The 19,838-nt window shown below is 68.7% G+C and carries 14 protein-coding genes; 8 read left to right on the forward strand and 6 right to left on the reverse strand.

The annotated features are described in order from the left end of the window. Positions 1 to 119 precede the first annotated feature (119 nt). On the reverse strand, positions 120 to 932 hold the full coding sequence (locus tag DIE23_RS17180) for a transporter substrate-binding domain-containing protein (RefSeq protein WP_124613230.1): 813 nt from the start codon (positions 930 to 932) through the stop codon (positions 120 to 122). A gap of 149 nt (positions 933 to 1,081) precedes the next feature. Between DIE23_RS17180 and hemE the strand changes: the two genes are divergently transcribed. From hemE to DIE23_RS17205, 4 genes are all read left to right on the forward strand, one after another. Then, on the forward strand, positions 1,082 to 2,176 hold the full coding sequence (gene hemE / locus DIE23_RS17185; protein WP_311767819.1) for a uroporphyrinogen decarboxylase: 1,095 nt from the start codon (positions 1,082 to 1,084) through the stop codon (positions 2,174 to 2,176). A 448-nt stretch (positions 2,177 to 2,624) separates the two neighbouring features. Continuing rightward, entirely contained in the window at positions 2,625 to 4,886 is a 2,262-nt protein-coding gene (locus tag DIE23_RS17195) for a primosomal protein N' (RefSeq protein WP_124613232.1), read from the forward strand. A 420-nt stretch (positions 4,887 to 5,306) separates the two neighbouring features. After that, positions 5,307 to 9,239: a trifunctional transcriptional regulator/proline dehydrogenase/L-glutamate gamma-semialdehyde dehydrogenase gene (gene putA / locus DIE23_RS17200; protein WP_124613233.1), complete on the forward strand. Its 3,933-nt coding sequence runs from the start codon at positions 5,307 to 5,309 to the stop codon at positions 9,237 to 9,239. Positions 9,240 to 9,323: 84 nt separating this feature from the next. Next, positions 9,324 to 10,463 carry a branched-chain amino acid ABC transporter substrate-binding protein gene (locus tag DIE23_RS17205; protein WP_124613234.1) on the forward strand — a complete coding sequence of 380 codons (1,140 nt, stop codon included), beginning with the start codon at positions 9,324 to 9,326 and terminating at the stop codon, positions 10,461 to 10,463. A 103-nt stretch (positions 10,464 to 10,566) separates the two neighbouring features. Here the strand turns inward: DIE23_RS17205 and DIE23_RS17210 are convergent, their stop codons facing one another. Together DIE23_RS17210 and DIE23_RS17215 are read right to left on the reverse strand one after the other, a co-directional pair. Beyond that, a complete protein-coding gene (locus tag DIE23_RS17210) occupies positions 10,567 to 12,075 on the reverse strand; it encodes a class I adenylate-forming enzyme family protein (protein ID WP_124613235.1) in 1,509 nt (502 codons plus the stop codon). A 48-nt stretch (positions 12,076 to 12,123) separates the two neighbouring features. After that, positions 12,124 to 13,776: an acyl-CoA dehydrogenase family protein gene (locus DIE23_RS17215; RefSeq protein WP_124613236.1), complete on the reverse strand. Its 1,653-nt coding sequence runs from the start codon at positions 13,774 to 13,776 to the stop codon at positions 12,124 to 12,126. A 73-nt stretch (positions 13,777 to 13,849) separates the two neighbouring features. Between DIE23_RS17215 and DIE23_RS17220 the strand changes: the two genes are divergently transcribed. The 4 genes from DIE23_RS17220 to DIE23_RS17235 all read left to right on the forward strand — a co-directional run bounded on the left by DIE23_RS17220 (position 13,850) and on the right by DIE23_RS17235 (position 18,246). Beyond that, complete coding sequence (locus DIE23_RS17220; protein ID WP_124613237.1) at positions 13,850 to 14,518, forward strand: TetR/AcrR family transcriptional regulator; 669 nt, start codon at positions 13,850 to 13,852, stop codon at positions 14,516 to 14,518. 228 nt (positions 14,519 to 14,746) lie between these two features. Further along, complete coding sequence (locus DIE23_RS17225; protein ID WP_124613238.1) at positions 14,747 to 15,901, forward strand: pyridoxal phosphate-dependent aminotransferase; 1,155 nt, start codon at positions 14,747 to 14,749, stop codon at positions 15,899 to 15,901. A 112-nt stretch (positions 15,902 to 16,013) separates the two neighbouring features. Beyond that, the gene (locus tag DIE23_RS17230) at positions 16,014 to 16,802 is read left to right on the forward strand and encodes an ABC transporter substrate-binding protein (protein ID WP_124613239.1); all 789 of its coding nucleotides are present in this window, start codon (positions 16,014 to 16,016) and stop codon (positions 16,800 to 16,802) included. Between the two features lie 13 nt (positions 16,803 to 16,815). Next, the gene (locus DIE23_RS17235) at positions 16,816 to 18,246 is read left to right on the forward strand and encodes an FAD-binding oxidoreductase (protein WP_124613240.1); all 1,431 of its coding nucleotides are present in this window, start codon (positions 16,816 to 16,818) and stop codon (positions 18,244 to 18,246) included. Between the two features lie 26 nt (positions 18,247 to 18,272). Here DIE23_RS17235 and DIE23_RS17240 read toward each other — a convergent pair whose 3' ends face one another. From DIE23_RS17240 to DIE23_RS40730, 3 genes are all read right to left on the reverse strand, one after another. Then, the gene (locus tag DIE23_RS17240; protein WP_124613241.1) at positions 18,273 to 18,845 is read right to left on the reverse strand and encodes a PadR family transcriptional regulator; all 573 of its coding nucleotides are present in this window, start codon (positions 18,843 to 18,845) and stop codon (positions 18,273 to 18,275) included. A 68-nt stretch (positions 18,846 to 18,913) separates the two neighbouring features. After that, positions 18,914 to 19,345, reverse strand: coding sequence for a Cd(II)/Pb(II)-responsive transcriptional regulator (gene cadR, locus DIE23_RS17245; protein ID WP_124613242.1), 432 nt, complete (start codon positions 19,343 to 19,345; stop codon positions 18,914 to 18,916). 50 nt (positions 19,346 to 19,395) lie between these two features. Beyond that, positions 19,396 to 19,815, reverse strand: coding sequence for a hypothetical protein (locus DIE23_RS40730; protein WP_311767820.1), 420 nt, complete (start codon positions 19,813 to 19,815; stop codon positions 19,396 to 19,398). Positions 19,816 to 19,838: the final 23 nt, after the last annotated feature.

The raw sequence follows: 19,838 nt of genomic DNA on the forward strand, positions 1-19,838 counted from the left end.
TGTGTAACCGAGGGCACCGGACGGCGGCCGAATACCGCCGCCCGTATCCCCGTTCCCCGGCTGCAATAGCGGGGCCCGTGCGCGTTATCGGCCGCCGTTGCCACGCACGATGATCGCGCTCACTTCAGCCACTTGTCGGCGATCGCCTGGTATTCGCCGGCCGACAGCGCGAGGTGCAGCCACTGGTCGACGTACTGCTGGAACACCATGTCGCCGCGCGGCACCATGTACGCCTTTTCGCCGAACTGGAACGGCTTGTCCGGATGCACCGAGCACAGGCCCGGATTCAGCTTTTGCTGCAGCAGCGTCTCGGATGCATCCGTCACCATGACGTCCGCCTTTCCCGCGAGGATCTGCTTGAAGATCGTCACGTTGTCCGGATAGACGGTCAGGTTCGCATGCGTGAAGAACTGCTTCGCGAAGCGCTCGTTGGTGCCGCCCGGGTTCACGATCACGCGGGTTTCGGGGCGGTCGATCTGCGCGATGGTCTGGTACTTGTCGGCGTCCGCGCAGCGCACGATCGGCGTCTTGCCGTCGACGACGTACGGCTGCGTGAAGAACACGCGTTTCTGGCGCTCGAGCGTCGTCGATACGCCGCCCACCGCGATATCGCACTTCGCAACGAAGTCGTTGGTGAGGTTCGGCCAGCTCGTCTTCACGAAGTCGGCCTTCACGCCGAGCGATTTCGCGAGCGATTCGGCCATGTCGATGTCGATCCCCTCGAAACGGCCGTCGGTCCGGTAGTACGAATACGGCTTGTAGTCGCCCGTCGTGCACACGCGCAGCGTGCCGCGTGCGAGGACGTCGTCGAGCCGTGAGCCGGCCGCGGCGGTAGTCGGGGCCGCGGTTGCCGGCGCGCCCTGCGCGTGCGCGGCAGCGCAGCAAAGCATGATGGCGGCTGTGAGCGTGGCCAGCGTGGCGGATGTCTTCATCGGTCTCCTCCTTCGTTCGGTTCGATATCAGCGTCCGATCATAACGGAGCCATCGCGCGCGTCATATGGCCGCCATCGCATCGGGATACGCAGCCGTGCGGCCCCGCTCCGGTAAAATGCCGCTTTGCCTTCGCATCGTCGCTCCTACCGTGGCCCATACCCTGCTCAACGACACCTTCCTGCGTGCGCTTCTGCGCGAGCCGACCGACTACACGCCGATCTGGCTGATGCGCCAGGCCGGCCGCTACCTGCCCGAGTACAACGCGACGCGCGCGCGCGCCGGCAGCTTCCTCGGTCTCGCGAAGAATCCCGACTACGCGACCGAGGTGACGCTGCAGCCGCTCGAGCGCTTCCCGCTCGACGCCGCGATCCTGTTCTCGGACATTCTGACGATTCCCGACGCGATGGGCCTCGGCCTCGACTTCCAGGTCGGCGAAGGGCCGAAGTTCGCGCATCCGGTGCGCACCGAGGCCGACGTCGCGAAGCTCGCGGTGCCGGACATCGAGGAAACGCTCGGCTACGTGACCGGCGCGGTGCGCGAGATCCGTCGCGCGCTGACCGACGGCCAGGGCCGCCAGCGCGTGCCGCTGATCGGCTTCTCGGGCAGCCCGTGGACGCTCGCGTGCTACATGGTCGAAGGCGGCGGATCGGACGATTTCCGCACGGTGAAGTCGATGGCGTATTCGCGCCCCGACCTGATGCACCGGATCCTCGACGTGAACGCGCAGGCCGTGGCCGCGTACCTGAACGCGCAGATCGAAGCCGGCGCGCAGGCCGTGATGATCTTCGATACGTGGGGCGGCGCGCTGGCGGACGGCGCGTACCAGCGCTTCTCGCTGGACTACATCCGCCGCGTGGTCGCGCAGCTCAAGCGCGAGCACGACGGCGAGCGCGTGCCGGTGATCACCTTCACGAAGGGCGGCGGGCTGTGGCTCGAGGAGATCGCGGCGACCGGCGTCGACGCGGTCGGGCTCGACTGGACGGTCAACCTCGGCGCGGCGCGCGAACGCGTCGCGGGGCGCGTCGCGCTGCAGGGCAACCTCGACCCGACGATCCTGTTTGCGCCGCCGGCGGCGGTGCGCGAACAGGCGCGCGCGGTACTCGACAGCTACGGCAATCATCCGGGCCACGTATTCAACCTCGGCCACGGCATCTCGCAGTTCACGCCACCCGACCACGTCGCCGAACTCGTCGACGAAGTGCACACCCACAGCCGCAAGATCCGTAGCGGAGCGGCGGGCTGAGTGCAAGCGCTGTCATGCTGCACTGCGGGGTGGCAGCGTTTCGCTGTCGGCGCTAAACAGGGCGCAACCCCGTCCCGGTTGCCGATTCATGGCTTGTCAAGACTTGACTTATGCACATTTTCCACGTTGCAGCGCGGTAGAGCCCTGTATCGGTCGAATTGTCTCGCTATGGTTTGGTAATTTGAATAGCAGCCTTATGGAATAAGGCTCCGCGGGGCGCGGCACACGGCGGCCGAAAACAGCGGAAAGCACGGCCCCGCGCGCTTTGCGGCTATTGAACGGCGAGTTCTCAACAAAGTTATCCACAGGCTGGTCAGGGTATACGGCGATTCCTAATGCGAATCCAAAACTTAGCGCCGAATCTGAAGTTTTACTTTAAGTTCGCCACCGCGACGCGGATTCGGGTGCAGATCGTCCGTGCGCCGCGCGCTGCCGCCGGAGCCCGGTGATGGACGGCACCTACCTGCGGGTCGCCCTCGACCATCCGCTCGCCACCCTGTTCGACTACCGCTGCGACGTCCAGCCGGCGCCCGGGCCCGGCACCCTGGTGCAGGTGCCGTTCGGCAAGCGGCAGGTCGTCGGCCTCGTTTGCGAAGTGACGACTCACACCGACGTGCCGCCGTCCCGGTTGCGGGCGATCGATGCGATCTGTACCGAGCTGCCGCCGCTGGCGCCGGACTGGCTCGCGCTCGTCTCCTTCGCGGCCGACTACTACCAGCGCGGTCGCGGCGAAGTGGCGCTGCCGGCGTTGCCGCAGGCGCTGCGCGACGCGGAGCGCTGGGGGCGGCTGCTGGCGCCCGAGGTGCGTCACCGGCTGACCGAAGCCGGCCGCGCGGCGCTTCCCGATGCACTGCCCGCGCGCGGGGCCGCGCTGCGGCGGCTCGCGCAGGCGCTCGCCGACACCGAATCGCTGACGTTGCCCGATGCGCGCGCACTGCATCCGAAGGCGACGGCCACGCTCGACGACTGGTCGGCGCGCGGCTGGGTCGCGATCGAGGAAATCGGCTGGGCCGATGCGCCTGTGCCCAAGTCTGTGGATAACCTGTCGACAACCGGTGGACGAACTGTGCCGCCGGCGCTCACCGACCAGCAGGCCGAGGCGCTCGACGCGATCCGCGCGGCGCAGGGCTTCGCGCCGTTCCTGCTGCATGGCGTGACCGGGAGCGGCAAGACCGAGGTCTATCTGCATGCGCTCGCCGCACTGCTCGATGCACGGCCCGACGCGCAGGCGCTCGTCCTCGTGCCCGAAATCAACCTGACGCCGCAGTTCGAGGCCGCGTTTCGCGCGCGCTTCGCGGGCACGCTCGCCGACGATGCGATCGTCACGCTGCACAGCGGGCTCGCCGAGGGCGAGCGTGCGCGCAACTGGCTCGCCGCGCACACGGGCCGCGCGCGGATCGTGCTTGGCACGCGGCTCGCGGTGCTTGCGTCGCTGCCGACGCTCGCGCTGATCGTCGTCGACGAAGAACACGAGCCCGCGTACAAGCAGCAGGAAGGGTTGCGCTATTCGGCGCGCGATCTTGCCGTGTGGCGTGCGAAGCATCTGGGCATTCCGGTCGTGCTCGGTTCGGCGACACCGTCGCTCGAGAGCTGGTGGCAGGCCGAGCAGGGCCGTTACACGCGGCTCACGCTGTCGCGCCGCGCGGTGGCCGACGCGACGCTGCCGACCGTGCGGCTGATCGATCTCGAAGAGGAGCGGCGGCGCGGGCGCGCGTCGATGGGCGGGCTATCGGGGCCGCTCGTCGCGGCGCTGAAGGCGCGGCTCGAGCGCGGCGAACAGAGCCTCGTATTCCTGAACCGGCGCGGCTACGCACCACAGCTTGCGTGCGACGCGTGCGGCTGGGTCGCCGGTTGCCCGCGCTGCAGCGCCTATGTCGTACTGCACAAGCCCGAGCATGCGCTGCGCTGCCATCACTGCGGCTGGGAGGCGCGCATTCCGCGTTCATGCCCGGAATGCGGGAACGTCGACATTGCGCCGCTCGGGCGCGGCACGCAGCGCATCGAGGAGGCGCTCGCCGAGGCCGTGGCGGGCGCACGGATCCTGCGGATCGACGCGGACAGCACACGACGCAAGGGCAGTGCACAGGCGCTGTTCTCGGACGTGCACGCCGGTGAAGTCGACATCCTGGTCGGCACGCAGATGATCGCGAAGGGGCACGACTTCCAGCGCGTGTCGCTCGTCGGCGTGCTCAATGCCGACACTGCGCTGTTCTCGCACGACTTCCGTGCGAGCGAGCGGCTGTTCGCGCAGCTGATGCAGGTGAGCGGCCGCGCGGGGCGCGCCGGGCTGCCGGGCGAGGTGCTCGTGCAGACGCGTTATCCGCGCCACGCGCTGTATCACGCGCTCGGCCGGCAGGATTACGTCGGCTTCGCCAACTCGACACTCGGCGAGCGCCGCGACGCGCACCTGCCGCCGTTCGTCTACCAGGCGCTGCTGCGCGCCGAAGGGCGCACGCTCGATGCGGCGCTCGCATTCCTGCTGCAGGCCGCGGCCGTGTTGCCGGGGCTGCCGGGCGCCGATCGCGTGACCGTGTATGACGCGGTGCCGATGACGATCGTGAAGGTCGCTAACGTCCACCGCGCGCAGTTGCTGCTCGAAAGCGCGTCGCGGGCCGCGCTGCAGCATGCGCTGCGCGCATGGCAGCCGGAACTGCGCGCGCTGAAGGGCGTGCTGCGGTGGAGCGTCGAGGTCGATCCGCTGGATATCTGAGTCTTCGGGCGCCGGGCGCCTGGCGACGCGCGCGAGGGCATTCGGAGCGCGCCGCGCGCTTCGCGCGGTGGCGACCGCGGCCCGGCGCGCACGCCGAATCCAACCGTCATTGCGCCTTTCCCCCAACCTTCCGCCCGCCGCGCCGCACCTGCCGGCGCGCTCAGTGCAACTCGTTTTCGCCCACTTCCGCTCGCGCCGAAGGTTGCACGCGCATGTCGAATCGGCCCGATCAGGGAAAACACCGATCCGCCGACCACGGGCAACCCCTAGGTTGCAACCTTCTAAGTGGCTGATTATATTGAGTAACTTATGGGTGCAACCAATCTCTTAATTCGGTTGCACCTTTTTATTGCGTGCCGTAGGATTTCGCGCATCCTCTCACACCACATTGCCGGGCTCGCACCGGCGCACGAACCCACCATGGCAAGCACGACTCTCGGCGTCAAAGTCGACGACCTTCTCCGCTCGCGCCTGAAAGACGCGGCAGCGCGTCTCGAGCGCACCCCCCACTGGCTGATCAAGCAGGCGATCTTCGCGTATCTCGAGCGGATCGAGCACGGCCAGTTGCCGCCCGAGCTGTCGGGCAGCAGCGGCGTGACGGAGCTCGCCGACGGTCAGGCGACGGACGGCGACGACGACAACTCGCCGCATCCGTTCCTCGAGTTCGCACAGAACGTGCAGCCGCAATCGGTGCTGCGCGCGGCGATCACGGCCGCGTATCGCCGCCCCGAGCCGGAATGCGTGCCGTTCCTGCTCGGCCAGGCACGCCTGCCGGCCAATCTGCAGGCCGACGCGCAGGCGCTCGCGACGACGCTCGTCGAGGCGCTGCGCGAGAAGAGCTCGGGCGGCGGCGTCGAAGGGCTGATCCACGAGTTCTCGCTGTCGAGCCAGGAAGGCGTCGCGCTGATGTGTCTGGCCGAAGCGCTGCTGCGCATTCCCGATCGCGCGACGCGCGACGCGCTGATCCGCGACAAGATCAGCAAGGGCGACTGGCGCTCGCACGTCGGCCACGCGCCGTCGCTGTTCGTGAACGCGGCGACCTGGGGGCTGATGATCACCGGCAAGCTCGTGACGACCAACAGCGAAGCTGGCCTGTCGTCGGCACTCACGCGCCTGATCGGCCGCGGCGGCGAGCCGCTGATCCGCAAGGGCGTCGACATGGCGATGCGCCTGATGGGCGAGCAGTTCGTCACAGGCGAGACGATTTCCGAAGCGCTGGCCAACAGCCGCAAGTACGAAGCGCGCGGCTTCCGCTACTCGTACGACATGCTCGGCGAAGCGGCGACGACCGAAGAGGACGCGCAGCGTTACTACGCATCGTACGAACAGGCGATCCACGCGATCGGCAAGGCAGCCGGCGGCCGCGGCATCTACGAAGGCCCGGGCATCTCGATCAAGCTGTCGGCACTGCACGCGCGCTACTCGCGCTCGCAGCAGGACCGCACGATGAGCGAGCTGCTGCCGCGCGTGCGCGCGCTCGCGCTGCTCGCGCGCCGCTACGACATCGGCCTGAACATCGACGCGGAAGAAGCCGACCGTCTCGAACTGTCGCTCGACCTGCTCGAGGCGCTGTGCTTCGATCCGGAGCTCGCAGGCTGGAACGGCATCGGCTTCGTCGTGCAGGGCTACCAGAAGCGCTGCCCGTTCGTGATCGACTACCTGATCGACCTCGCGCGCCGCAGCCGTCACCGCCTGATGATCCGCCTGGTCAAGGGCGCGTACTGGGATACCGAAATCAAGCGTGCGCAGGTCGATGGCCTCGAAGGCTATCCGGTCTACACGCGCAAGATCTACACGGACGTGTCGTACCTCGCGTGCGCGAAGAAGCTGCTCGCTGCACCGGATGCCGTCTACCCGCAGTTCGCGACGCACAACGCGTACACGCTGGCCGCGATCTATCACCTGGCCGGCCAGAACTACTACCCGGGCCAGTACGAATTCCAGTGCCTGCACGGGATGGGCGAGCCGCTGTACGAGGAAGTCACGGGCCGCGACAAGCTGAACCGTCCGTGCCGCGTGTACGCGCCGGTCGGCACGCATGAAACGCTGCTCGCGTACCTGGTGCGCCGTCTGCTCGAGAACGGCGCGAACACGTCGTTCGTGAACCGCATCGCCGACAAGACGGTGTCGGTGAAGGAACTGGTCGCCGATCCGGTCGACGAGGCGTCGAAGGTCGTGCCGCTCGGCGCGCCGCACGCGAAGATCCCGCTGCCGCGCCACCTGTACGGCGACGAGCGTCCCAACTCGATGGGCCTCGACCTGTCGAACGAACACCGCCTCGCGTCGCTGTCGTCCGCGCTGCTAGCGAGCGCGCACCATCCGTGGCGCGCGGTGCCGATGCTCGCCGACGACGCGCTCGCCGACGCCCCGGCGCGCGACGTGCGCAACCCGGCCGACCAGCGCGACCTGGTCGGCACGGTGAGCGAAGCGACGGCCGAACACGTGAGCGCGGCGCTCGCGCACGCGGTGGCTGCCGCGCCGATCTGGCAGGCGACGCCGGTCGATGCGCGTGCCGACTGCCTGGTGCGCGCAGCCGACCTGCTCGAAGCGCAGATGCACACGCTAATGGGCCTGATCGTGCGCGAAGCCGGCAAATCGCTGCCGAACGCGATCGCCGAGATCCGCGAAGCCGTCGACTTCCTGCGCTACTACGCGGCGCAGATTCGCGACGAATTCTCGAACGACACACACCGTCCGCTCGGCCCCGTGGTTTGTATCAGCCCGTGGAACTTCCCGCTCGCGATCTTCATGGGCCAGGTGGCCGCTGCGCTCGCGGCCGGCAACACGGTGCTCGCGAAGCCGGCCGAACAGACGCCGCTGATCGCCGCGCAAGCCGTGCGCCTGCTGCGCGAGGCCGGCGTGCCGGCCGGCGCGGTGCAGCTGCTGCCGGGCACCGGCGAGACCGTTGGCGCGGCGCTGGTGGCCGATCCGCGTACCCGCGCGGTGATGTTCACCGGCTCGACCGAAGTCGCGCGCCTGATCAACAAGACGCTGTCCGCGCGCCTCGATCCGGACGGCAAGCCGATTCCGCTGATCGCCGAAACGGGCGGCCAGAACGCGATGATCGTCGACTCGTCGGCGCTCGCGGAGCAGGTCGTCGCGGACGTGATGCAGTCGTCGTTCGACTCGGCTGGTCAACGGTGTTCGGCGCTGCGCGTTCTGTGTCTGCAGGACGATGTCGCGGACCGCACGCTGACGATGCTGAAGGGCGCGATGCACGAGCTGGCGCTCGGCAACCCGGACCGGCTGTCGACCGACGTCGGCCCGGTGATCGACGGCGAAGCGAAGCAGACGATCGACACGCACGTCGCGACGATGAAGGACAAGGGCCACACGGTCACGCAACTGCCGTCGCCCGATGCATGCGCGCACGGCACGTTCGTGCCGCCGACGCTGATCGAGATCGGCAGCATCGACGAGCTCAAGCGTGAAGTGTTTGGCCCCGTGCTGCACGTCGTGCGCTATCGCCGCAGCCAGCTCGACAAGCTGCTCGAGCAGATCCGCGCGACGGGTTACGGCCTGACGCTCGGCATCCACACGCGGATCGACGAGACGATCGCGCACGTGATCTCGAACGCGCACGTCGGCAACATCTACGTGAACCGCAACGTGATCGGCGCGGTGGTGGGCGTGCAGCCGTTCGGCGGCGAAGGGCTGTCGGGCACGGGCCCGAAGGCCGGCGGCGCGCTGTACCTGCAGCGCCTGCTCGCGACGCGTCCGTCGGGCCTGCCGCGTTCGCTCGCGCAGACGCTGATCGCGGACGGCGCGGTCGATGGCGAACAGCGCGGCAACCCGGCGGCAGCGCTCATCGCGCTGCGCGACTGGCTGATCGAGCAGCGCGAGCCGGCACTGGCCGCACGCTGCGACGGTTATCTGGCGCAGGTGCCGGCCGGTGCGACCGCGGTGCTGACCGGGCCGACGGGCGAGCGAAACACGTATACACTCGGCCCGCGCGGCACGGTGCTGTGTGTCGCGGCGACGCCGGGCGGCGCGCGCGCGCAGTTCGCGGCGGTGCTGGCGACGGGCAACCGCGCGCTGTTCGCCGGTGCGGCGGGCGAGGCACTGGTGGCCGCGCTGCCCGCTGCGCTGAAGGCGCATGCGGCCGTGCGCAAGCAGGCCGACGCGCCGTTCGACGCGGTGCTGTTCGAAGGCGACAGCGACGAACTGCAGACGCTCGTGAAGGACGTCGCGCAGCGGCCGGGCCCGATCGTGTCGGTGCAGGGCGTGTCGGCGGGCGCGTTCGAGAACGCCGATGTGGAGGACTATGCGCTCGAGCGACTGCTGACCGAGCGCTCGGTCAGCGTGAACACGGCCGCGGCGGGCGGCAATGCAAATTTGATGACGATCGGCTGACCATCCTTGCCGTTCGGATCAAACAAAGGATGCGGCAAGGCGATCCCGAAGCCGCTCCATTTACCCTGGTACCAAGGAGATGCTATGCAACACACGATGAAAAAGCTGGCAGGCGCGACGTTCGTCGCTGTCATGTCGCTGGCGGGGACGGCCCATGCGGACGACGTGAAGATCGGTTACGCAGGGCCGATGACGGGCGCCCAGGCTCACTACGGCAAGGATATGCAGAACGGGATCGCGCTCGCGCTGGAAGACTTCAACGCGACCAACCCGAAGATCGGCGGCAAGCCGGTGAAGTTCGTGCTCGAGACGCAGGACGACCAGGCTGACCCGCGCACCGGCACGACGGTCGCGCAGAAGCTCGTCGACGACGGCATCAAGGGCATGCTCGGCCACTTCAACTCGGGCACGACGATTCCCGCCTCGCGCATTTATGCGAACGCCGGCATTCCGGAAATCGCGATGGCGACGGCACCGGAATACACGCAGCAGGGTTACAAGACGACCTTCCGCATGATGACGTCCGACACGCAGCAGGGCTCGGTGGCGGGCACCTTCGCGTCGAAGGATCTCGGCATGAAGAAGATCGCTATCGTCGACGACCGCACGGCCTACGGCCAGGGTCTCGCCGACCAGTTCGAGAAGGCCGCGAAGGCCGGCGGCGCGACGATCGTCGACCGTGAATTCACGAACGACAAGGCCGTCGACTTCAAGGCGATCCTGACCAAGCTGAAGGCGGCGAAGCCGGATCTCGTCTACTACGGCGGCGCGGATTCGCAGGCCGCACCGATGGTCAAGCAGATGAAGACGCTCGGCATCACCGCACCGCTGATGAGCGGCGAAATGGTGAAGACGCCGACGTTCCTGAAGATCGCGGGCAACGCGGCCGACGGCACGATCGCATCGCTGGCAGGCCTTCCGCTGGAAGAAATGCCGGGCGGCAAGACCTACGCCGACAAGTACAAGAAGCGCTTCGGCGAAGACGTGCAAACGTACTCGCCGTACGCGTACGACGGCGCGATGGCGATGCTCAACGCGATGAAGAAGGCCGATTCGACCGATCCGGCGAAGTACCTGTCGGTGCTCGCGAAGACCGACATGGCCGGCGTCACGTCGTCGCACGTCGCGTACGACGCGAAGGGCGACCTGAAGAACGGCGGCATCACGATGTACAAGGTCGAGAAGGGCGAGTGGAAGCCGCTGAAGAGCATCGGCGGCAAGTAAGCATGGCGTGAGCCGCGGACGACGTCGCAATGCGTCGTCTCGCGCATCATGTGAAAAAGCCACCGGGCCGTCGGGTCCGGTGGCTTTTTCTTTGGCTTCGGCGCTACTCGCGCCGCAGGCGCAACAGGAACTTCTGCAGCTTGCCGGTCGGCGTGCGCGGCAGCGTTTCCGCGAACACGAATTCGCGCGGGATCTTGTACGCGGCGAGCCGCTCGCCGCAGAACGCGCGCAGCGCATCCCCATCGGGCGCGGCGCCCGCGCGCAGCACGACATGCGCGACGACCGTCTCGCCCCAGGCCGGATGCGGCGTGCCGACGACGGCCGCTTCCGCGATGCCCGGATGCGCACCGAGCACGTCCTCCACTTCCTTCGAATAGACGTTCTCGCCGCCCGTCACGATCATGTCCTTCAGCCGGTCGACGATGAACAGATAGCCATCCTCATCGATCCGCGCGATGTCGCCGGTGCGATACCAGCCGTCCGGCGCGAACGCGGCGCGTGTCGCGGCCGCGTCGTCGAGATAGCCGAGCATCATGCTGTCGGCCTTCAGCCAGATCTCGCCGATGTCGCCCGGTTGCGCGTCGACACCGTCGAGCCGCACGACCCTCAGGTCGACGCCGGGGCCGCCCTGGCGGCCAATCGAGCCAGCCTTCGCGATCTGCTCGTCCGGATACAGCGTGGTGCCGGCCGGCCCCGTTTCCGTCATTCCGTACACCTGGAAGAACGCGTTGCTGCGATACGCACGCGTGAGCCGTTCGGCCTGCGCGGCGCCGATCGGGCCGCCGCCGTACAGCCACGCGCGCACGCTCGACAGGTCGAACGCGGCGAAGCCGTCGATCGTGTCGAGCGGCAGCGTATACGACACCGGCGCGCCGAAATACAGCGTCACGCGTTCGCGCTCGACGGCCTGCAGGAAGCGCAGCGGATGGTATTCGCGCAGCAGCACGACGGTGCCGCCCGCGTACAGCGTGCCGCCGAACCAGTTGTTTAGCGGCGACGAATGCCAGATCGGCATCGCCATCAGCGTGCGCTCGTTGCGGCCGATGCCGGTCGCGAGCGCCGCCTGCATCGCGGCAAGCGTCACGGTGCGGTGGCTGTGCACACAGCCTTTCGGGCGGCCGGTCGTGCCGGACGTGTACAGGATCTGCGCGATGTCGCCGTCGGCCGGCTCGATACCTGCGACGCCGTCCATCGCCGCGCGCATCGCGTCGAAGTTCGGCACGCCGGCGGCGTCGCCTTCGGTGACGAGCCGCCGCACCGGATGGATCACGCGCGCCAGCACCGGCGCGAGCGCCGCGTCGAACAGGAGCACCTTGCTGCCGCTGTGCTCGAGCACGTAGTCGACTTCCGGCGCCTGCAGCTTGTGGTTGATCGGCACGAACGCGGCGCCGATCCGCCACGCGCCGAACATCAGATCGACGAACGCGGGCGTGTTCAGGCACATCGCGGCGACGCGGTCGCCGGCCGCGACGCCGAGCGCGCTCAGCACGGCCGCCGCGCGGTGCGAGCGCTCGCGCGCGGCGGCGTAGGTGATCGTCGTGTCGTCGTGGATCAGGAACGGCTTGTCGGGCGTCGCGCGGGCGGCGCGGTCGAGGGCGGCGACGAGGTTCATCGGGGCTCCGGGCAGGGCGGGCGTGGCGAACGAGCGGACGGCCGGGCGTCAGGCCGGGTACGCACGCTGCAGCAGCGCGGCGACGTCGAGCGCGCGCGGATCGAAACCACCCGCGATGCGGCCCCAGTCGGGCGCGGCGAGCCGCGTCGCGACGAACGCGTCGGCGACGGCCGCGGGCGCGTCACGTCGCAGCAGGCACGCCTGTGCGACGAGCGCGAGCCGTTGCGCGAACACGCGGGCCGACGCCTCGAGCGTGTCGGCGGGCGCCGCGAGCTTCGCGCGCAGCGCGTCGAGTGCCGCGCGGATGCGCGGTTCGCCCGCGCCGAGGTCGACCAGTTCGGCGAGCAGCGCGGCAGCCGCGTCGGGCTCGCGCGACACCGCGCGCAGCACGTCGAGGCACATCACGTTGCCGGAGCCTTCCCAGATCGAGTTGACCGGCGCTTCGCGGAACAGTCGCGCGATCGGACCGTCGTCGACGTAACCGTTGCCGCCGAACACTTCCATGACCTCGCCGGTCAGCTCGACCGCGCGCTTGCAGACCCAGAACTTCGCGGCGGGCGTGACGATCCGCTTCCACGCGCGTTCGAGCGGCGAGTTGTCGCGTTCGAACGCGTCGGCGAGGCGCATCGCGAGCGCGAGCGCGGCCTCGCTTTCGAGCGCGAGATCGGCGAGCACGGTGCGCATCAGCGGCTGCTCGGCAAGCGCGCGGCCGAACGCGTGGCGCTGGCGCGTGTACGCGATCGCCTGCACGACGCCCTGGCGCAGCATCGCCGCGCTGCCGAGCACGCAACTCAGTCGCGTGTAGGTGGCCATCTCGATGATGGTCGGAATCCCGCGGCCTTCGTCGCCGAGCATGATCCCCCATGCGTCGTTCAGCTCGATCTCGCTGCTCGAGTTGCTGCGGTTGCCGACCTTGTCCTTCAGCCGCTGGATCTCGACCGCGTTCTTCGTGCCGTCGGGTCGCCAGCGCGGCACGTAGAAGCACGACGGGTTGCCCGCTTCGGTGCGCGCGACGACCAGGTGTGCATCGCACATCGGTGCGGAGAAGAACCATTTGTGGCCGCGCAGCCGGTATTCGCCGCCGCGCCCGCCCGCGCCGACCGCGGTCGCCAGCGTCGTGTTCGCGCGCACGTCGGAGCCGCCCTGTTTCTCGGTCATCCCCATGCCGAACCAGATCGAGCGCTTGTCGGCGACCGGCACGTCGCGCGGATCGTAGTCGTCGCTGTACAGCTTGTCGCGCAGCAGGTCCCACAGCGCGGGCTCCTTCTGCAGCACCGGAATCGCGGCCTGCGTCATCGTCGCCGGGCACAGCGTGCCGGCCTCGATCTGGCCGTGCAGGTAGAAGCCGGCCGCGTTCGCGGCCCAGCGGCCGGGGCGCGTGTCGCGGAACGCGAGCGACACGAAGCCCTCGTTGCGGTACATGCCGAGCAGCGTGTGCCACGCCGGATGGAAGTCGACGCGGTCGATGCGCCGGCCGCGCCGGTCGAACGCGTTCAGTTCCGGCGTGTGGCGGTTCGCCTCGTCGGCGAGTTGCGCGGTGTCGGCGCTGCCGAGCCGCGCACCGTACGCGTCGAGCCGCGGCACGGCCCAGTCGGCGCCCGCGCGGGCAAGTGCCTCGCGCAGCGCGACGTCGGTGGCGAAGAGGTTATAGTCGACCAGTTCGTCGAACTGGTTCGTGACGGCATGGGTCGATTCGGTCATCGGGCTGTCTCCGGTCTCGTGCGTCGCGGTCTGCCGGTCAAATGCGTTTCCGCTGAATTTCAGAGTAGCAAATATGCCGCCGCGACATGTTCAGGTTCCGGCGCCGCCCGGCCAGCCGGCGGCGCAACCCGCGCCCGCGCTGCGCCGCCGGCCGCGCCAGTCGCGCGCGCAGGCCACGTCCGAGGCGCTCCAGCAGGCATTCGTTCAGCTTTTGCTCGAGCGCGGCTACGCGAAGGCGACGATTCGCGAGATTGCGGCCGTCGCGGGCGTGAGCATCGGCACCTTCTACGAATACTTCGGCGACAAGCAGAGCCTCGCCGCGCTGTGCATCCACCGGCGCGTGCTGGCGCTGGCCGACCGGCTGCGCGACGCGGCGCACGGGCTGCGCGGCGTGCCGCGCGCCGAACTCGCGGCCGCGCTCGTCGACCTGCAGGTCAACGCGATCGGCGCCGACGCCGCGCTGTGGAGCGCATTCTTCGCGCTGGAGCGGCAGGTGTCGCCGCTCGCCGCGTACCGCCGGCATTACGACGCCTATGTCGCGCTGTGGCGCGACGCGCTCGCGCAGGCCGCCGATCCGCCGCCGGCCGGGCGGCTCGACGGGATCGCCCGGATGGCGCATACGGTCTGCTACGGCGGCGTGTCTCAGGCGCTGCTCACGCTTGGGCCCGCGCTGGACTTCGATGCGTTGCGCGGCGAGTTGCTGGCCGTGCTGAGCGGCTATCTGGCGGCCGCGGGCGGGTGACGCGTGGCGTGGCCGTGCGCCCCCCAGTGAAAATGCCTGATGCGCATGCGTTGCCGGCCATACGGTCTTGGCGTTGAGCCCTTCATACGGCCAATCATGAGAAAAATGCATGGCCTCCATGACGAAGTTTCGATTGTCCGCCGATATTGGCTCGGGCTAAATCATCCTGCATGAGGCGGGCCGCGCGCGTCGCGTGGGCCGGCCCGAAGGAAATCAGAAGGAGGATTCATGCGAAGCGCCACCACGCCCCGATCGAAACTGCCTGACGTCGGGACGACGATCTTCACGGTGATCGGCCAGCTCGCCGCGCAGCACGATGCGCTGAACCTGTCGCAGGGCGCGCCGAATTTCGCGCCAGATCCGGCGCTCGTCGAGGGTGTCGCGCGCGCGATGCGCGACGGCCACAACCAGTACGCGCCGATGGCCGGCATCGCGTCGCTGCGCGAGCGGCTCGCGGAGAAGACCGAGGCGCTGTACGGCACGCGCTACGACCCGGGCACCGAGATCACGGTGATCGCGAGCGCGAGCGAAGGGCTCTACGCGGCGATCAGCGCGCTCGTGCACCCGGGCGACGAAGTGATCTATTTCGAGCCGTCGTTCGACAGCTATGCGCCGATCGTGCGGATGCAAGGTGCGACGCCGGTCGCGATCAAGCTGTCGCCCGAGCATTTCCGCGTGAACTGGGACGAGGTGGCTGCGGCGATCACGCCGCGCACGCGGATGATCATCATCAACACGCCGCACAACCCGACCGCGACCGTATTCTCCGCCGACGATCTCGAGCGGCTCGCGCAGCTCACGCGCAATACCGGCATCGTGGTGCTGTCGGACGAAGTCTACGAGCACGTCGTGTTCGACGGTGCGCTGCACCAGAGCGTCGCGCGCCACCGCGAGCTGGCCGAGCGCAGTGTGATCGTGTCGTCCTTCGGCAAGTCGTTCCACGTGACGGGCTGGCGGGTCGGCCATTGCGTCGCGCCGGCCGAATTGATGGACGAGATCCGCAAGGTGCACCAGTTCATGGTGTTCTCGGCCGATACGCCGATGCAGGTCGCGTTCGCGGAGATCCTCGCGCGGCCCGAAAGCTATCTCGGCCTGTCGGCGTTCTACCAGGCCAAGCGCGACCTGCTCGCGCGCGAGCTGGCCGATTCACCCTTCGAGCTGCTGCCGAGCGAAGGCTCGTTCTTCATGCTCGCGCGGTTCCGGCACTTCTCGGACGAGCGCGACAGCGACTTCGTGCTGCGCCTGATCCGCGATGCGCGTGTCGCGACGATTCCGCTGTCGGCGTTCTACACCGACGGCACCGACGCGGGGGTGATCCGCCTCAGTTTCTCGAAGGACGACGCGACGCTGATCGAGGGCGCGCGGCGGTTGCGTTCGCTGTAATCGCGGGCGCGCCCGCACCCAAGCAGGCGACGTGTACGTCGCACCGAAAGTCACGGATGGGACCGGCGCACGTGCCGAAGCGCGGCGCCGACCGACAAGCCAGGAGATCATGATGAAGCATGCACACACCCTGAAACTCGCGTTCGCATTCGCGTGCGCACTCGGCTCCGGCGCGGCGTTCGCCGACGGGCAGACGCTGCGTTTCGGCCTCGAGGCGCAATACCCGCCGTTCGAGTCGAAGGCGCCCAACGGCGACCTGCAGGGCTTCGACATCGACGTCGGCAAGGCCGTCTGCCAGACCGCGAAGCTGTCGTGCAAGTGGGTCGAGACGTCGTTCGACGGGCTGATTCCGGCGCTGCAGGGCCGCAAGTTCGACGCGATCAACTCGGCGATGAACGCGACCGAGCAGCGGCGCCAGGCAATCGACTTCACGACGATCATCTACCGCGTGCCGACGCAACTGATCGCGCGCACCGGCAGCGGCCTGCTGCCGACGCCGGAATCGCTGAAGGGCAAGCGCGTCGGCGTGCTGCAGGCGTCGATCCAGGAGACCTACGCGAAGGCGCACTGGGAGCCGGCCGGCGTGTCGGTCGTCGCGTACCAGGACCAGAACCAGGTGTACGCGGACCTCGTGGCGGGCCGCCTCGACGCGACGCTGGTGCTCGCGCCGGCGGGCCAGCGCGGCTTCCTGTCGCGCCCGGACGGCAAGGGCTTCGCGTTCGTCGGTCAGCCGGTGCGCGACGACAGGATTCTCGGCAGCGGGATCGCGTTCGGCCTGCGCAAGGGCGACGACGCGCTGAAGGGGAAACTCGATGCGGCGATCGACAAGCTGAAGGCGGACGGCACGGTGAAGTCGCTCGGCCAGAAGTACTTCGGCGACATCGACATCTCCACCAAGTAAGCGGACGCGCACGATGCAGAGCCTGGATACGGCCGCCGCGAGTGGTGGCCACGGCGCGGCGGCGCCGGGGGACGACGCGCTCGAGGCGGCGCTCGTCGCCGGCCTGGGCGACACGCTGGTCACGCGGGCGGCCGAGATCGATCCGCGCTATTTCACCGCGTACAACGAGCCGGCCGGCGTGCGGCCGCGCGCGCTGGTGCGGCCGCGCAGCGTCGACGACGTGTCGCGCACGCTCGCGCTGTGCTCGCGGCTCGGGCAGTCGGTCGTGCCGCAGGGCGGCCTCACCGGGCTCGCGCGCGGCGCGGTTGCGCTGGGCGGCGAGATCGTGCTGTCGATGGAGCGTTTCGCCGGCGTCGAGTCAATCGACGCGGCGGCCGGCACGATGACGGTGCGCGCCGGGACGCCGCTGCAGACGGTGCAGGAGGCCGCGGACGCGGCGGGCTTCACGTTCGGTGTCGATCTCGGCGCACGCGGTTCGTGTCAGATCGGCGGCATGCTCGCGACCAACGCGGGCGGCACGCGCGCGATCCGCTACGGCATGATGCGCGAGCAGGTGCTCGGACTCGAGGCCGTGCTCGCCGACGGCACCGTCGTGTCGTCGATGAACCGGATGCTGAAGAACAACGCGGGCTACGACCTGAAGCAACTGTTCATCGGCAGCGAAGGCACGCTCGGCGTCGTCACGCGCGCCGTGCTGCGGCTGCATCCGAAGCTGGCCGCACCGGCCACCGCGCTCTGTCGCGTGCAGGGCTACGACGCCGTCGTCGGGTTGTGGAACCGCCTGCGCGCACTGCCCGAGATCGTCAGTTTCGAAGCGATGTGGCCGGCCTTCTATGACTACGTGGCGCGCCATACGCCCGGCGTCGTCGCGCCGTTCGCGGGCGACGGCGGCTTCGCGGTGCTGATCGAGTGCGCGACGAGCGCACCGGGCGGCGATGCGCATGAGGCGCTGGAAAACGGCCTCGCGGATGCGATCGACGCGGGGCTCGTCGACGATGCGGCGCTTGCGACGTCGGAGCGACAGGCGCATGACTTGTGGACTTTGCGCGAAGGCCTTGCAATCGATGCGCTGCCGCACCTGGTGAACTTCGACGTGAGCCTGTCGACGGGCGAACTCGGCCTGTTCGCCGAGCGCTGCGAAGCGGCATTGCGCGTGGTCTGGCCCGACATCGTGTGCCTGTTCTTCGGCCACGTCGGCGACGGCAACGTGCATATCGGCGTATCGCTCGACGGCATGCGCGACGCGGACGCCGACGCGATCGATCGCTGCGTCTACGCGGTCGTCCGGGACATGGGCGGCTCGGTGTCGGCGGAGCACGGCATCGGCATGCTCAAGCGCCCCTATCTCTCACACACGCGCAGCGAAGCCGAAATCAGCGTGATGCGGCGCCTGAAGGCCGCGCTCGATCCGGCCGGCTTGCTCAATCCCGGCAAGGTGCTTTGAGCGGCGCGAACCGATGGTGAGGCGCGTCAGCCGTCGACCCAGCGTAGCGCGCCGATCTTCAGGTGTTCGACGACGCTGCGCGCCCAGTCGAGTTCCGCGTTGAGCAGCACGAGCGCGTGCTCGTTCTGCAGCAGGAACAGGCGCGGCACCTGGTCGTTCTGCGCGGCGTTGCGCAGCGATTCGAGACGTTCGCGTTCGGCTTCGAGCGCGGCGATGCGGCGCTCGAGTTGCTGGCGCGCATCGTCGGCGTCGAGCAGCGGCAGGAACGCGAGGCCGGCGCCGAACGCCGGAAATTCGCGCGCGGGTTCCGCGAGCAGCGCATGCAGCCAGGCCTGGCCGGCCGTATGTCCGGCCTCGGTCAGCGTGTACAGCGTGCGCTCGGGAAACGCGCCGTCACGCTGGGTGTCGTGCACGGCGATCAGTCCGTCGCGCAGCAGCCGTTCGATAGTCTGGTAGAGGCTCGTGCGCTGCCGCACGTTGACGACTTCGTCGTAGCCGCGCGCCTTCAACTGTTGCAGCATCCCGTACGGATGCATCGGCGTTTCAGTGAGCGTCGCGAGGACCGCGAGCGCGAGCGGAGACGGGCGGCTTGTTGCCATGAATAGTTTGATTATATCTAGTAAGAGTATAACTAGTATTCATTAGACTATCATATTCCACAAGGGCTTCAGCCGAGGTGCGAGCGCTTCGCGGCCGGCGCGACGGTTTCCATCGTCGCGAGACCGTGCACGATTCCGCAGTCCTCGACCGAATGTTCGCCGACACACTGGCGGCGCAATTCGGTGAGCTGGTCGCGCAGATGCGTCAGTTCCGCGAGGCGCGCGTCGACGTGGCCGATGTGTTCGTCGAGCAGCGCGTTGACCGAATCGCACGGATCGGCCGGCGTGTCGGTGAGCCGCAGCAGCGCGCGGATTTCGTCGTGCGCCATGTCGAGCGCACGGCAGTTGCGGATGAAGCGCAGCCGTTCGACGTGCACGTCGGTGTAGTTGCGGTAGTTCGAATCGGTGCGCTCCGCATCCGGCATCAGACCCTCCTTCTCGTAGAAGCGGATCGTTTCGGGCGTGCAGCGGGCCGCCTTGGCCAGTTCGCCGATCTTCATGGCTTTCTCCTTGTAAGGGTTGACCTTGTAGTGGCTTCAGGGTGTTAACTCTACACCGTCAAGCCATAGAGGAGGTTGTCATGACCGACGCCCAGCGTACCCACGACCCACGACACCGTCATGCCGGCGGCGCCGAGACCTGCTGCGCCGGCGCGCGCGACTCGCAGGCGGCGACCGTTGCCGACGCGGCGCCGGTGGCCGGGGAGCACGCGCACGGCGATGTGGCGGCGCGCGGCGCGCAGTCGCATGCATGCGACCACGATCATGACCACGATCACGCATCCGCGCACGGCACGGGGCACGAGCACGACCACGGCGACCATGCCGGCCACGCGCACGGCGACGGTCATGTCCACGGCGCGGCGTGCTCGCACGACCACGCGGCGCATGACCATGCTGGTCACGACCACGACCACGACCACGACCACGACCACGACCACGACCACGACCACGACCCCGACCACGACCACGACACCGACCCCGCCCCGGCCCC

Origin of the sequence: Burkholderia sp. Bp9143 (assembly GCF_003853645.1) — a bacterium.
Classification (GTDB): Bacteria; Pseudomonadota; Gammaproteobacteria; order Burkholderiales; family Burkholderiaceae; genus Burkholderia.